Source organism: Stenotrophomonas sp. GQ19 (assembly GCF_059758695.1).
Genome location: NZ_JCAXES010000001.1, coordinates 449,143 through 463,734, shown reverse-complemented (window position 1 = coordinate 463,734; position 14,592 = coordinate 449,143). Strand labels below are relative to the sequence as shown.

The 14,592-nt window shown below is 67.5% G+C and carries 9 protein-coding genes and 1 pseudogene; 1 reads left to right on the top strand and 9 read right to left on the bottom strand.

The window, feature by feature from the left end; all coding sequences use genetic code 11:
- Positions 1 to 18: 18 nt before the first annotated feature.
- Complete coding sequence (locus AC6CHL_RS01905; RefSeq protein ID WP_498293051.1) at positions 19 to 879, bottom strand: MBL fold metallo-hydrolase; 861 nt, start codon at positions 877 to 879, stop codon at positions 19 to 21.
- On the bottom strand, positions 876 to 1,730 hold the full coding sequence (locus AC6CHL_RS01900; RefSeq protein ID WP_498293049.1) for an MBL fold metallo-hydrolase: 855 nt from the start codon (positions 1,728 to 1,730) through the stop codon (positions 876 to 878). Before AC6CHL_RS01900 ends, AC6CHL_RS01905 begins: the two co-directional genes overlap by 4 nt.
- 101 nt (positions 1,731 to 1,831) lie before the next feature.
- On the opposite strand from AC6CHL_RS01900, the gene gcvA reads away from it, so the two are divergent.
- A complete protein-coding gene (gcvA, locus tag AC6CHL_RS01895; protein WP_498293047.1) occupies positions 1,832 to 2,773 on the top strand; it encodes a transcriptional regulator GcvA in 942 nt (313 codons plus the stop codon).
- 25 nt (positions 2,774 to 2,798) lie between these two features.
- Here gcvA and AC6CHL_RS01890 read toward each other — a convergent pair whose 3' ends face one another.
- From AC6CHL_RS01890 to AC6CHL_RS01860, 7 genes and pseudogenes are all read right to left on the bottom strand, one after another.
- Complete coding sequence (locus tag AC6CHL_RS01890) at positions 2,799 to 3,647, bottom strand: aldose epimerase family protein (protein ID WP_498293045.1); 849 nt, start codon at positions 3,645 to 3,647, stop codon at positions 2,799 to 2,801.
- Entirely contained in the window at positions 3,637 to 4,653 is a 1,017-nt protein-coding gene (locus tag AC6CHL_RS01885) for a glycoside hydrolase family 43 protein (RefSeq protein ID WP_498293495.1), read from the bottom strand. Before AC6CHL_RS01885 ends, AC6CHL_RS01890 begins: the two co-directional genes overlap by 11 nt.
- Positions 4,633 to 6,099 (bottom strand): annotated as a pseudogene (locus AC6CHL_RS01880) (MFS transporter); the annotation flags it as partial. The pseudogene AC6CHL_RS01880 and the gene AC6CHL_RS01885, both read right to left, overlap by 21 nt.
- 10 nt (positions 6,100 to 6,109) lie before the next feature.
- Complete coding sequence (locus AC6CHL_RS01875) at positions 6,110 to 8,770, bottom strand: glycoside hydrolase family 3 protein (RefSeq protein WP_498293494.1); 2,661 nt, start codon at positions 8,768 to 8,770, stop codon at positions 6,110 to 6,112.
- A gap of 8 nt (positions 8,771 to 8,778) precedes the next feature.
- A complete protein-coding gene (locus AC6CHL_RS01870) occupies positions 8,779 to 10,470 on the bottom strand; it encodes a glycoside hydrolase family 43 protein (RefSeq protein ID WP_498293043.1) in 1,692 nt (563 codons plus the stop codon).
- Positions 10,470 to 12,482 carry a sialate O-acetylesterase gene (locus tag AC6CHL_RS01865; RefSeq protein WP_498293492.1) on the bottom strand — a complete coding sequence of 671 codons (2,013 nt, stop codon included), beginning with the start codon at positions 12,480 to 12,482 and terminating at the stop codon, positions 10,470 to 10,472. Before AC6CHL_RS01865 ends, AC6CHL_RS01870 begins: the two co-directional genes overlap by 1 nt.
- On the bottom strand, positions 12,479 to 14,572 hold the full coding sequence (locus AC6CHL_RS01860; RefSeq protein WP_498293042.1) for an alpha-glucuronidase family glycosyl hydrolase: 2,094 nt from the start codon (positions 14,570 to 14,572) through the stop codon (positions 12,479 to 12,481). The genes AC6CHL_RS01865 and AC6CHL_RS01860 overlap by 4 nt, the downstream gene beginning before the upstream one ends.
- Positions 14,573 to 14,592: the final 20 nt, after the last annotated feature.

The window sequence follows — 14,592 nt, the reverse complement described above, 5'->3', positions numbered from 1 at the left end:
CGACGTTGCAGCAGGACTTCAACGCCACGCCACCCACGCTCCCGGCTGCACTGATTGGACCCCGATGGCCGTCCCCTGCGCCACCCGGATCAGGGCACCAAGAGGATCGTCCACTTCCTGATACGCATCAACGCCCGAGATGCCGTAGTGAATCGGCACCACAGTACGCGCGCCCAGCACGGTGGCAGCGGCGATGGCCTGCTCGGGCGTCAGGACGCCCGGCTGCCCGCTGACGGGCGTGCGCCATCCGAACCTGGCGCCGTTGATCGGCAGGAACGCCACGTCGAAGGGGCCGAGCTGGCGGCCGATCTTCCACCAGTGGCCATGCCACATCGTGTCTCCTCCATGGAATATCCGCCGGCCGGCCGCCGACACCACCCAGGAGACTTGAGTGTCGCCGTATCCGTCCGAGGCGGGTACCGCCGTGGCGGTGAAGTCACCCAGCAACTGCGGCTCCCAAAGCGTTGCGGGCCGTGCCCGGGCGCCCGCAGGCACGGGAAGCGGATGGGTCCCCTCGGGGTAGATCAAGCGCCCGCCGTTCCGCAGCGCCTGCGCCACCGCCCCGGCGTCGAAGTGGTCCGAGTGGACGTGCGTCAGCAATACCGTCGTGTCGCCGATTCCGCCCTCAACGGGAACCAGGACATCGGGCAGCGCCCTGCCCCACTCTGCGGCGTTGGTCAGGGGATCGATGAACAAGGTTGCGCCTGGCAGCTGCAGGCGAATGCCCGCCCACGCAAGCCGCTGAATCCGCAGGTCGTCCAACGCTGGCCGTGCGGCGGCGCGGGAGACCGGCAACAGCGCGGCCGTGGCGCCAGCGGCGAGACCGGAAAGAAAGACGCGGCGGCCCATGCGTGCGCCCTCTGGCACGTCGCCGCTCATGCGACATCCGCCGAACGGGCCAGGTAGGTGTCCAGCTCAAAGATGCCCTGGGATTCGATGGCCTCCAGATTGCGCAGATGCCACGCCGTTTCGAACGCGTTTGCCTCGACGCCGGGCGCCAGGCAGTCCCCGATCCGAAGGGTGGCCAACCGGGACGCCAGCGATTCACCCTCGCCTTGCGCGCGTATCGCCACCACGTTCTGGCGGATCCGGTCGAGGTAGTGCACTGCGTTGTCGAGCACGGCAGCGTCAAAGCGCCCCATGTGTCCGCCGACGACAGTGCCGCGCCCGAACTGCTTCACCCGACCAATGGCCGTTCGAATCTGGACCGGGTCGGCATTTGAGAGGTAGACGATGTTGCCCACGATGTTGTCGCCGACGCAGACCAGGTCGGCGGTGGGAACATCCACGCTGATGTGATCCATCGTCTTGCCGGGATTGTGCAGCAGGCGAAGCTCATGGCGGCCCCAGCGGATACGCATCGCACTGTCGAACACCACCTGCGGCTCGCGGTAAAACGCGTCGACACGGCGGTTCTGTGAGAGGAAGGTGTGGCGGTAATTGCGGTGCGCGATGACCATGGCATCGGGGAAGGCCGAGAGCCCCGCGATGTGGTCGCTCATGAAATGGGTGGCGACGATGACGCGCACCGTTTTCCCTAGCTCGTCGCAGATCAGCACGCGCAACGCAGCCGCGTCCGCTGCGCTTCCCAGTGCATCCACCAGCAGCGCGTCATTGCCATCGAGGAACACGGTTGCAACGGAGTGGTGGTCCTCGCCAACGCACAAGAACACGTCCGGACCCAGCGGTTTCAGATGCACAGCGGCTTCCCGTTGAATGGAGGCCGCCATGATTGACGGGTGTGCAGACGCCGACAAACGAGAAGATTTGACCTTCAAGTTACTAAAACTAACCTGATAAGATCGGTCACCCGTGCTGGTAGGAACGCCTGATGAAGCCGCGCCACGCCCCTCCCTTGAATGCGTTGAGAGCGTTTGAGGCCGCAGCACGATCCCTCAGCTTCCAGAAGGCCGCTACCCAGCTGTTCGTCACACCGGCGGCGGTGAGTCACCAGGTCAAACGACTCGAAGCCTACCTGGGTACCGAGCTCTTCGAGCGCGGCCACCGGGCCGTGACGCTCACCGCGCAGGGCGCCACTCTTGCGGCGTCGCTCGCCGAGATTTTCGGAATGCTCGATCTCGCACTGGACCGAGCCGCACCGGCCGAACCCGGCCATCTGCGTGTCAGCACCATGGAGTCGTTCGCCGCGAAGTGGCTGGCGCCCCGGCTTCACCGGTTCCACGAGGCGCACCCGGATATCCACGTGCGGGTGCTGACCACCGATCAGCTGGTCGACGTTGGCCAGGAGCAGGTCGATGTCGCGATCCGGTACGGCCTGGGGACATACCCGGGCGTGCAGGTTGAGAAATTGATGGACGCCCCGGTGTTGCCGGTATGCGCCCCGGGCACGTCACGGAAGGATGGAAGGCCGATTGCATCGCCCGCCGATCTCGCCCATGTCGCGTTCATCCACGATCAAAGCGCTGAGGGGCGACCGGGCGTTCCCGATTGGGCGGCATGGCTTCAGGCGGCTGGCCTGCAGGGCGTACACGCTGACGCCGGCCCCGTGTTTCCCAGTCTCTATCTGGCCCAGGAGGCAGCGATCCACGGGCACGGCGTTGCGTTGGGGTTGGCGCCCTTGGTAGAGGACGATCTGCATCGGGGACGCCTTGTGAGGCCCGTTGAGAACCATCTTCCCAATGCCTATGCGTTCTGGATCATCCGGCCGTCAAAGGGCCACCGCCAGGCAGCGACGGACGCGTTTTGCAGCTGGATACACGCCGAGGCCTCAGCCTCCCTTGCCCTGGGTCTGGATGCCGGCGATCCCCCCTGAGACATCGGGGGCGACGGTTCCGGTGCTACCCCAGGTCGTCGCCTTCCCACTCAAGCTCGAACCTCAGCTGCAGCTGCTGCCCCGGCTCCAGTCGATTCGGCGCCAGCGTAAAACCATCCGGCGGTCCGGTCTGTGGCTCGACACACGTTGCGTGCGGCGCACCGTCGTAGACCACCCAGTGATCGGTGTCCGCCCGCAGCCGCAGCCGCTGGCCCGCCGACACCAGGGTCACGTCGCCCTGGTTGATGAAGCAGTCATCCCAAGGCCCGGACGCGGGGCTGCCGCAGGGTAACGTGGCAATGCCCTCACCATCCCGCGGATACATCGCCCTGGGGGCGAACAGCAGTTGCTCCGGCTTCCGGAACCATGGGTGCCAGCCGAGTACGGCGGGCATGGCCTGGTCACCGGCCTGCACAGCGAGCAGTAGCTCCAGGCGGTTGGACCGGACATGGATGGCCTGCGTCGCAACGCCGCCGAAGGGCCAGTAACCATCCTCTGGAAGCGCGAGCGTCAGCGTGGCGCTGTCCGCACCAACGCTGTCGATACGCCAGGACCGGGAGAACCCTACCCCATGGATGGCGTGCCCACCGAAGTTCACCGGCAGCCCGAAACGCCGGCCATCGAAGCGGAAGCGCCCCTGCCGGATCCGTCCGGCCCAGGGCACCATCGGGTAGCACCCCCACGCGATGGTTGCCTGCCCCACCTCGTCCGGGCCCACCAGCCAATCCACGCCGTCGTAGCGGAGCTGGGCAATACGTCCACCGGCTTCCGGGGCGAGTGCGACCTCCAACTTGCCCGACCGCAACCAGTGCAGGCGGCCGGCAGGCATCGGGGCCTGCGCATCGTCCTTGGGCACTGCTGTTTCAGGCGCCATAGGGATTGATCGTCCGGATACTGCCGTCCACGTTCATGTGCAACGGTGTGCACTTGACCGAGCGCAGGTGGGTCACCCCGCCGGACAACACGGCGTCATGGTAGAACAGGTACCACTGCCCCTCGAAGGCGCAGATGGAGTGATGCGTGGTCCAGCCCACCACCGGCGTGAGGATCACGCCGCCATAGGTGAACGGTCCGTACGGGCTGTCGCCCACGGCATAGCAGAGCAGATGGGTGTCACCCGTGGAGTACGACAGGTAATAGCGCCCCTGGTATTTGTGCAGCCACGGTCCCTCGAAGAACCGGCGCGCGTGGTCGTCGGCGCGCAGCGGCTGCCCGTGCTCGTCCAGGATGACGATCTCGCGCGTGGGTTCGGCAAGGCGGGTCATACCGGCATCGAGTCGGCCGACCCGCGGGCCGAGTGCAGGCGCGTCTCCGGGCGGCTCTTCGTGCGCCGCGTCGTAACGGTTGTCCCGGTACTTCTGCAGCTGACCGCCCCAGATGCCGCCGAAATAAAGGTAATGCGTGCCGTCGTCGTCCTCGTACACCGCAGGATCGATCGAGTACGTTCCCTCCATCGGCTCGGGTTCGGGGGTGAACGGACCCTCCGGGCGATGTGACGCGGCTACACCGATGCGGAACACACCCTGCCTGTCCTTGGCCGGAAAATACAGGTAATAGCGCCCGTCCCGGCTGGCCGCGTCGGGCGCCCACATCTGCTGTGCGGCCCACGGCACGTCGCGGACATGCAGCGCCACGCCGCAGTCGGTGGTCTCGCCGTCGGGCGTGTCCATCCGCAATACGTGGTAGTCCTCCATGCCGAAGTGACCGCCCTCATCGTCGAAGGGCGCGCCGCTGTCGATATCGTGCGACGGGTAGATGTACAGGCGCCCCTCGAACACATGGGCGGACGGATCGGCCGTGTAGATGTGGGTCACCAGCGGCTGGGAGATGGCGCGTGCCGTGAGGTGATCCACGTTGCCCGCCTGCCGGCGCGCATGCAGGTCCTGCTCGATGCGGGCCTCCATCTTCTTGTCGATCTCATAGAGCAGGAGCAGCACGACCGCGAGCAGGAACGGAAGGGAGCAGTACACGCTCACGGTCAGACGGATGCCGTCCACCACGGCCTGGGGTTGCTGTTCCGCGCCCGCCAGGTAGCCGTGGTGCGCCAGAATGCCGGCGACCAGTGCGCCGCCGATGCTCAGGCCGATCTTCAGGCCACACAACATGGCCGAAAAGATGATCGCGGTGGCGCGCCGGTGGTTCTTCCATTCGGAGTAATCGGCGACGTCGGCGATCATCGCCCACAGCAACGGGATGGTGATGCCGTAGAAGAACCCGTGCAGCATGAAGGCCGCGAAGCCCACGGCAACCGCCGTGGGCGGAAGGAAGTAGAACGCAAGCAGAAACACGGTGGATACCAGCAGTGCGCCGCCAAAGACACTGCGCTTGCCGAAGCGATCGGCGAGATGGCGGGACACGCCAATGCCCAGGATCATGCAGAGGATGCCGCAGGCGTTGAACAGGCTGAACGCAGAGGTCGCCGGATCCTCCGGCCAGGTGAAGCCGGACAGACCCCATCCATTGAGCGTCGCGTTCAATCCCCCGATGAAGTGGTTGAAGCCAGACGTGTCGAGGAAGCCCGCCAATGCGGCTTCGCTCATGTAGTACTGGAAGTAGTAGATGTACGTGCCGCCCTTGAGGGCCAGGTTGATGAAGACCAGCACAGTGAGGGCCAGCATCACTTTCCACGGCCGGTTGTGCAGCAGGTCGGTCAGATCCTGCAGCACGCCACCCGTCTGTTCCTTGGCAGGCACGATGCGCTCGCGCGTGGTGGCGAAGGTGATCAGGAAGAACAGCGTTCCCACTACCGCGAAGACGGTCATCACCCGCTCGAAGCCCTGCACGCGATCGCCGTCGCCCAGGATCAATACCAGCGGCAACAGCAGCACCTGGATGATGAACTGCGCGATCATCACCGCCACGAAGCGGTAGGCCGACAGGCTGTTGCGCTGGGCCATGCTGCCGGTCAGGACGCCACTGAGCGCGGAATACGGCAGGTTGTTGGCCGCATACACCAGCATCAGCAGGCCATAGGTGGTCAGGGCGTAGACGACCTTGCCGTGCTCACCGAGGTCCGGCGTACTGAACGCCAGCAGCGACAACACGCCGAACGGGATCGCCGTCCACAGGATCCAGGGACGGAACTTTCCCCAGCGGGTGGCGGTGCGGTCGGCCGCGATGCCGATCAGCGGAGTAAACACAAACGCACCCAGCAGACCGATCACGAAAATGATCGTGGCCGCCGTGGCGGGCGGCAACCGGTACACATCGGTATAGAAGAAGGCCAGGTAGGTGATCAGCGTCTGGAAGATCAGGTTGGCCGCAAGGTCGCCCAGGCTGTAGCCCAGCTTCTCCCGGATCGACAGCGTGTGCTCGGGTGTCTCCATGGGGCGCGAATCAGTCACGATTCGCCTCCACGTTGAATCGGGCCTGCACGCGGGCATCGGCGCTTGAGCCGCCTATCCGCACCTCGTACGCCCCGGGCGGCACGACATAGGCGCCGCGCGCTTCGTCGTACCCGCGCAGCGCCTGGTGCGCGTCCAGGTTGAATGCCACGGTGCGCCGCTCGCCCGGGGCCAGGTGAACGCGCTGGAAGCCACGCAGGGTCTGCTGCGCGTCCCCTGCTCCGGCGGCCAGGCGTCGCACATACAGCTGCACCACTTCATCGCCCGCGCGCTTGCCGGTGTTGGTCACGTCCACCTGCACCTTGAGCGTTCCGTTGTCGACAATGCGGGGCGCATCGATGCGGAGCCTGCCGTAGTCGAACCGGGTATAGGACAGCCCGTAGCCGAAGGGATACAGCGGCGTGCCGCGGAAGTAGCGGTAGGTGCGACCTTCCATCGTGTAATCGTCGAACGCCGGCATCGCCTGGTCTGCGGTGTAGAACGTCACCGGCAGCCGACCACCCGGGTTGACGTCGCCGAACAGCGCGTTGCCCACGGCGGTGCCGCCGCGTTGCCCGGGATACCAGCTCATCAGGATGGCGGACAGATTCGCCTGGGCCCATTCCACCGCCAGCGCCGAACCCCCCGTCAGCACCATCACCACCGGTTTGCCGGTGGCATGCAGCGCTTCGAGCAGGGCGCGCTGCGTCGCGGGCAGGCGCAGGTCGGTGCGGTCGCCACCGGCAAAGCCGGGGTAGTTGACCGTCATCTCTTCGCCCTCCACGTCGCCGGTCAGGCCGCCGACGAACACCACCACATCCGCGCTGCGGGCGACATCGAGCGCCTCCTCGAACGGCGGCTTTGCGCCCGGCATGCGCCAGCCCAGGCGTACGCCGGCGTCGCGCTCGGCATCGTAGTACTCCAGCTTCAGGTCGTACGCACGGCCCGCCTGCAGATCCAGCGCCACGCCGTCGCTGCGCAGGCGGTCGCTGTTGGCCCAATGGTCCAGTACCCGCTTGCCGTCCACGTAGAGGCGGAAGCCGTCGTCGGCAGCGGCCTCGATCCGGTAGCGGCCCGACACTGGCGGCAGCAGCTGGCCACTCCAGCGGATGCTGAACCCGTCGCTGGGAATGCCCTGCCCCGGCGCCGCCTCGCCGCGGGCCAACAGATTGTCGGTCGGTGAACCCCGGTCCCAGCGGAAGCCGATCTGTGCATCGGTGCGGACCAGCGCCGGCGTCCCGGAAAGATCGGCCGTGCGGAAGTACTCACCGCGCAGGCCGCGTTCGGGGGAATCGGCCGAGGGGCGCAGGTAGGCCGCTTCAATCAACGGCGTTGCACCGGGATCGTCGCGCCCTTCGACCAGGTCCACGCCGCGCGCGTACTTCACCTCCACGCCCTGGGCCGCATCGCGGATGCCCTGCAGGATCGTCACCGGTGCTGCCGGCGTGCCGAAGTAGTTGCCGAGCAGTGCCATGGTGTCATCGGCAGTGGGACCGACCACGGCAATGCGCTTGAGGCTGCGTGACAGCGGCAGGACGCCATCGTTCTTCAGCAGCACCAGCGATTCCTGGGCGGCCTTCAAGGCCAGCGCATCGTGTGCCGGGGCTTGGTTCACCGACGCGGGAATCCGCGCCCAGCGCACGCGCTCGGGTGGATCGAACATGCCCAGCCGCATCCGCGCGGTAAACAGGCGCGTCACCGCATCGTCGATCTCCGCCTCGCTGATCAGGCCCTGCCGCACGGCCGCCGGCAGCGTCGCGTATTCCTGGCCGCACTCCAGCTCGGTGCCGTTCGTGACCGCCAGCGCCGCCGCAGCCTCGCGAGTGGGCACGATCTTGTGATGCTTCCAGATGTCGACAATGGCCCAGCAATCGGACACCACATAGCCCTTGAAGCCCCAGTCGCGGCGCAGCACGTCGCGCAGCAGGAACTGGCTGGCGCTGGCGGACTCGCCGTAGACCCGGTTGTAGGCGCCCATCACCGCATCTACCTGCCCCTCTTTCACCAGCGCCTCGAACGCCGGCAGGTAGGTGTCATACAGGTCGCGTCTGCTCGGGCGGGCGTCGAAGTGGTGGCGGTCGGCCTCGGGACCACTGTGCACGGCCAGGTGCTTGGCCGTGGCGTCGAGCTTGCGATACACCGGGTCGTCGCCCTGCAGGCCTTGCACGAAGGCGACGCCCATCCGCGCGGTGAGGTACGGGTCCTCACCGTAGGTCTCCTGGCCCCGCCCCCAGCGTGGGTCACGGAAGATGTTGATGTTCGGCGACCAGTAGGTCAGCCCCTGATAGCGGCCATGCGATCCTTCACGGACGAACTGGTGATGCTTGGCGCGCGCTTCGTCGCTGATGGTGGTCGCCACCTGCCCCATCAACGGCACATCGAACGTGGCCGCCAGCCCGATGGCCTGCGGAAACACCGTGGCCTGCCCTGCCCGCGCGACGCCGTGCAGGCCTTCGTTCCACCAATCGTAGGCCGGCACGCCGAGACGCTCGATGGCAGGCGCGGCATTCTGCATCTGCGCCGCCTTCTCTTCCAGGCTCATCTGCGCCACCAGCGCGGCCGCCCGGGTTTCGAAGCTGGCCGAGGTGTCGAGCCAGGGCTGGGGGGCGGCGGCGTAACCGGCGTTCGCCAGGGCAGCGGCGGCGCATAGCGCCAGCGTGCGGACGATGGGCATGCGCGTCATCATTTGCTCCTCAAGGCACGCTCATCGCGCGCGAATGGTCCCAGCAGGGCGCCGACAAAACCGCCGGCACGATCGGTACTCAATACAGTGCCGTCCACGTTGTCGGCGAGCGTCTGCCAGCCACGCCCGTCGGCGGTATCGAACGCGAAAGCATAGTGGCCTGCGTCACCTGCAATCCGCAGGCGCAGTGACGGGGTTGCGTCCAGCTCCCGGCTGGCCAGCGTCCTGGTCGCGCCGCCGCCGTCGCGTGCTTCGAGGAAGACCGCAACACGGTCACCGCCCAGGCTACGGACGCCGAGGAAATACCAGTACGCCTCGCTCTGGAATGCGGCCAGGCCGGCCGCCACCCCTGCCGCCGGGCGCGTCATCGCGGTGCTGGCCTCGAAGCGCAGATGCTGCTGGCGGCGCCCAAGGAAGGCCGGGTTGCGCAGCGTGTCCAGATCCTCCGGCAGCGGATGCACCGCCAAGCTGCCCGGCCGCCCGCGCAGGTCTGCCCAGGCTTGTTTGGGAACGCGCACGCGCAGCCATCCCGTGCCCAGCACCGGGGCATCGAACGCGTCGCGCTCGACGAAGTTGCCGGTGGAAGGCGCCTGCGACGCCTCGCCCTGCATCCACGACGGCGCCTTGACCGCATACGGGATGGCCTGGCCAGCCGGCAGGATCACCGGCCAGCCGTTCCGCCATTCCACCGGAAGCAGATACGTCTCCCTGCCCGTGTTGTAGTGACGTGTGTCGTAATTGCGACTGGCAAGGAACACCGCCCACCAGGAGCCGTCCGGCCCTTCTACCAGATCGGCATGCCCGGCATTGGTGATCGGCAGCGGCCGGTCATCGGGCAGGTCGCGCTGGGTGAGAATCGGATTGTCCGCGTACGGCACGTAGGGTCCCCAGACGTCGCGGCTGCGGAGCACCACCTGGGAATGCTGTGGCCCGGTGCCGCCCTCGGCGTCGGAGAGGTAGTACCAGCCGTCGCGCTTGTACAGGTGTGGCCCTTCGATCCAGATCGGGTTCTTCGCCGGCTCCACGCCGCCGTCGATCAGCACCTTGCGCGGCCCCACCGGCTGGAAGGTGGCCAGGTCGATCTGCTGCATCCATATCGCGCGGTGGCCTTCGTAGCGCTGCGGACCGGGCGGCTCATCATTGTTCAGCAGGTAAACGGTGCCGTCCTCGTCGAAAAACAGCGACGGATCGATGCCGCCGACGCCAGGCAGCCAGTGCGGGTCGGACCACGGGCCGGCAGGGTCCCGCGCGGTGGCGATGAAATTGCCACCGCTGTCCACCGCGGTGGTGACCACATAGAACATGCCGTCGTGGTACGCGATCGCCGGCGCGAAGATGCCGCGCGACACGCTCAGGCCATCGAAATCCAGCTGGCCCGGACGGTCGATCACGTTGCCGATCTGCTTCCAGTGCACCAGGTCGACGCTCTCGAACACCGGAATGCCCGGGAAGTAGGTGAAGCTGGAATTGACCAGGTAGAAGCGCCCGTTCGCGCTGACGATGCTCGGATCTGCATGGAAGCCGGCCAGGATCGGGTTGCGGTAGTGACCGGCTGGCAGGGGCGTTTCAAAGGCCGCGTCGTGACCCGAATACTCGAACCAATCGAAGTACACCGGCGGCGCAGGCGCAGCGCCCAGTGGCGACACCGTCGCCGACAACAGCAGAACGACCGTGGCCATCAGCAGACGCATCAGCGAACCTCCGCAGCGGTAAGAGAAAGCTCGAAGGGCCCAGCCGGCGCACCGCTGCTGTCGCGCAGCGTGCAGACCGGACCGTCGGCCCAGCAATAGCGCACAAGCAACGCAGCACCCCGGTAGTGCCGGCCGCTGGCCGGCTCCAGACAATCCATGCAATCCAACACAACCTCACGCCCCTCCAGCACCGCGTCGGCATAGCCACAGTGCCGTGCGTCGGCGTCACAGAGCTCGAACCCTATGGGGCCGTTCGCACCGGTCGTCACCAAACTGCCGGTGACACCATCAAACACCACCCGCACCTTGCCCTCCGCGAGCGACGCCGTGCGGGCCGTCGGGCCGGCGGGTGCCAGCGTCCGGTCGCCGTACACCACGTGGCGCGCCACCCGAGCCAGGCGCCGGCCCAACTCCTGTTTGTTGGGCGGGTGGATGTCGTACGCGTCGCCGATGTCGATGGCCACAGCAAGCCCGGTGCGCGGGTCTTCGGCCGCGACCCGCCGCTGCGCCTCGCGCACCTGCGCCCAGCCACTGTCCACCGGCGCCACGGGCGGCTGACCGTAGCCGGCCAGCTGCACCACCAGCAGCGGCATCTGCGCGCCGAACTGCCTGCGCCAGTCAGCGCGCAGGCCGCGCAGCCGTGCGGCGTAGGCAGGACCATCACCCGTGTTGGATTCGCCTTGGTACCACAGCATGCCGCGCAGACCATAGGCGCCCAGCGGCGCAATCATGGCGTTGTACACCGTCGACAGGCCGGTGGCGGCGTGCCACGGCGCGGACGGCGGTGCCTGCGCACTCGGCGCGGCACGGTACTGCCAAGGCGCATCCAGGGCGATCCGCGTGCCATCGTCGAGCGCCACGGCGTGGGCGTCCGAAGGGCCTGCCAGGCCACCGTCGCCGTACGTGTCCAGCACATTGATCACCACCGTGTTCGCACCGGCGGTCAGCACACCGGTGGGCAGCGCATACGACCGCGCCTCGCCCGGACCGTACTGGCTGCCCACGGCCACGCCGTTCACCCAGGTCATGTCCGTCTCATCGATGGGGCCCAGCGCAAGTCGTGCACCCTGCGCCGCCTGCGCGGCGGTCAGGGTCACCTGGCTGCGGTACCAGACCATGCCGTTGTAGCTGGACAGTGCCGGCACGCCCCAGCGCTCCCATGCCCCAAGCATGGCCGGCGCCGTTTGCCATCCCGTGGCGTCGGCGTCTGGCTGCCACGGCCGGTCGTCGGCGACAGCCCCCTCGCGCGTTGCCCACCAGTGCTGCCACTGCGTGCCCCAGCGTGCGTTTGCCGCGGCCGGATCGCGGGCATACAGCGCGAGCACGTCGAGCGCCGGGTCCATGCCGCCCTGTGCGCGCAGCGCATCGGCGCTGGTCCAGGCCTCGATCCGCGAGCCGCCCCACGCCGCCTGGATCAGCCCCATCGGAACGTTGACGGTTTTCTGCAGCTCGCGCGCAAAGTAGAAGCAGGCAGCAGAAAAGTCGCGCACCGTCTCCGGTGACGCGGGGTGCCATGCAACCGGCGCGCCGAACTGCTGTTGCGGCACGGTGGCCACCGCCTTGGGCACGGTGAACAGGCGAATCATCGGGTGTGTCGCCGAGGCGATCTCGCTGCCCGCGTCGAGTGCCCGCCACACCGGCAGTTCCATGTTCGACTGTCCGGAACACAACCAGACATCGCCCATCTGCACATCCTGCACCACCTGGCTGGCCTTCCCTGCCCGCACCGACAATACGTACGGACCGCCAGCGGCGAGCGGTGTGAGCCGTGCCTGCCAGCGACCGCTGGCCTCCGCGCGCGTGGTGACGGTTCGCCCTGCCAATGTGACAGACACCGTGGTGCCCGGTGCAGCGTTGCCCCAGACCGGAATCGGCTGGTCGCGCTGCAGCACGGCGTGATCCTGGAACAGCGGATGCAACAGCGTCGTCACCGGTTCCTGCGCCGTTGACGGCATGACGCAGCACGCCAACGCGATTGCCAGCAGCCAACCAATCCACGCCCTATGGCTCATTTCCCATCTCCCGGCGCGGAAGGAAACTGCAGGCGCTGGTACCAGCCCAGCGGGTGTGGCGGGGCGCTCTCGCCGGCAGGCAGGGGCCTGCTGCTCACCGACTGGAAATACGCCACGCTCGCATCCCGCCACCACTGTGCTTCGCGCAGCTGGATACGCAGGAACGCGGTGACCTGTGCATGCCGTTGCGGGTCCACCCTGCCCCCCAGGCTCGCCCAGGTCGCCTGCATGTCCTGGACCTGGCGCACGCCCTGCGAATAGCGCCCGACCAGCTCGTCCCACAACGTCTTGCCCGACGCCATGCGGTGCTCCCACGGCACGTGATGGAACCACAGCAGCAGCGGCTCCGGCACCCGCGCCAGGTCGCCGTACCGCGCGGCCACGTCAGGGGCGTACTGGCCCACCGCGTTGCTGCCACGGGCGGTCCGGTCGAAGCCGATGCCATCGCGGTCGGCGCGGTGGTAGTACACCGACGTCCAGTCCGCGCGCGGGCCGCCGTCCACCCACGGGCCGGGCCCGTAGTGGTGTCCGCGTGCCATCAGGTGGTGCAGGCCCAGCGGGGTCATGTAGTTCACGGCGGCCTCCCGCGAGGCCATCATCATCCCGACAATGGGCTGCACGACCGCGGGGTCTGGCGAGAAGGTCATCGCCGCCCAGTCCGCCGCGATGGCGCGGGCCGACTGCTGCGGATTCCATGCCAGCCTGCCGAAGGCATACCAGTTGGCGGGGTCGAAGTGCGAGCCACTCCAGGTGCGATCCGTGCCGATGTTGGCGACGCCGGCCATGCCGGTCAGCGCCTGCGCCACCGTGGCGCCCGGTCCACGGGTGTGGGACTGCAGCACCTCTTCGTACAGCGGCCCCAGGTACACCAGATGCGTGGCGAAGCCGAGGTATTCCTTGGTGATCTGCACTTCCATCATCAGCGGCGTACGCGGCATGGCCCCGAACAGCGGGTGGAACGGCTCGCGGGGCTGGAAGTCGATGGGCCCGTTCTTCACCTGCAGGATCACGTTCGGGCGGAAGGCGCCGTCCAGCCCCGCGAATTCGGTGTACGCCTGTGTGGCACGGTCGGCAGGAGCATCGTGCGCGTAGACGAACGCCCGCCACATCACCACGCCGCCATGCGGAGCCAGCGCATCGGCCAACAGGTTGGCGCCGTCGGCGTGCGAGCGGCCGTAGTCCTGCGGACCGGGCTGCCCTTCGGAATTGGCCTTCACCAGGAAGCCGCCGAAATCCGGAATGCGCGCGTAAATCTCGTCGGCCTTGTGCTGCCACCAGCGCTGTACGTCCGGATCGCGCGGATCGGCGGTTTTCAGGCCGCCTAGTTCGATGGGCGCGCTGAAACGCACGCTGAGGTACACGCGGATACCGTAGGGCCGGAACATGTCCGCCAGCGTCGCCGCTTTGGCGAGGTAGTCCGGCGCCAGGCTCTGCGCATTGGCGTTCACGTTGTTGAGCACGGTGCCGTTGATACCCACCGAGGCGTTGGCGCGTGCGTAGTCGGTGTAGCGCGGGTCGTGCCACTCCGGCAGCGTCTGCCAGTCCCACAGCGAGCGACCGGCGTAGCCGCGTTCGACATGGCCGTCCAGGTTGTCCCAGTGGTTGAGCACCCGCAGCTGCATCCGTGGCGATTCGCGCACCTCCAGCGCATCCAGTGAGGCGCCGGTCTGCAGCAGTCGCAGCAGATGGAACACGCCGTACAGCACGCCGATGTCCCGGGGCGCGGCCACCAGCAGCACGTTGCGTCCGTCGATGCGGGTCTGCCGGAGCAGATAGCCTTCGTCGCCCAGCGCGTCAATCTCCTGGCGTAGCGGCGCGATCAAGGTCGACGACTGCGGTGTGCCGATGACCAGTGACGCGTCGATGGCAGCCGCGATATGCATCCGCGGCGCGCTGCCTGTCAGGCCGGTGAGGCCACGTTCCAGCTCCTCGCGCGCGGCACGTTGCGTGGGTGTCTGGTCCGGGGCTACCACCTCCGCCAAGCGCGTGTGGTAGTCGGCCGCCAGCGCGGGTTCGAGGGGCGCGTAACGCATCCAGAGCGCGTAGCCATCCTCCGCGTGCACGGTGCCGGTGCACGCCAACAACGCCATCACCGCACCCACCATGCAAT

Excerpts from the sequence above, each read along its gene's own strand:
- AC6CHL_RS01860 (WP_498293042.1), bottom strand. The coding sequence starts at position 14,572 with ATGGCGTTGTTGGCGTGCACCGGCACCGTGCACGCGGAGGATGGCTAC.
- AC6CHL_RS01865 (WP_498293492.1), bottom strand. The coding sequence starts at position 12,482 with ATGAGCCATAGGGCGTGGATTGGTTGGCTGCTGGCAATCGCGTTGGCG.
- gcvA (WP_498293047.1), top strand. The coding sequence starts at position 1,832 with ATGAAGCCGCGCCACGCCCCTCCCTTGAATGCGTTGAGAGCGTTTGAG.
- AC6CHL_RS01905 (WP_498293051.1), bottom strand. The coding sequence starts at position 879 with ATGAGCGGCGACGTGCCAGAGGGCGCACGCATGGGCCGCCGCGTCTTT.
- AC6CHL_RS01870 (WP_498293043.1), bottom strand. The coding sequence starts at position 10,470 with ATGCGTCTGCTGATGGCCACGGTCGTTCTGCTGTTGTCGGCGACGGTG.
- AC6CHL_RS01900 (WP_498293049.1), bottom strand. The coding sequence starts at position 1,730 with ATGGCGGCCTCCATTCAACGGGAAGCCGCTGTGCATCTGAAACCGCTG.
- AC6CHL_RS01890 (WP_498293045.1), bottom strand. The coding sequence starts at position 3,647 with ATGGCGCCTGAAACAGCAGTGCCCAAGGACGATGCGCAGGCCCCGATG.
- AC6CHL_RS01875 (WP_498293494.1), bottom strand. The coding sequence starts at position 8,770 with ATGCCCATCGTCCGCACGCTGGCGCTATGCGCCGCCGCTGCCCTGGCG.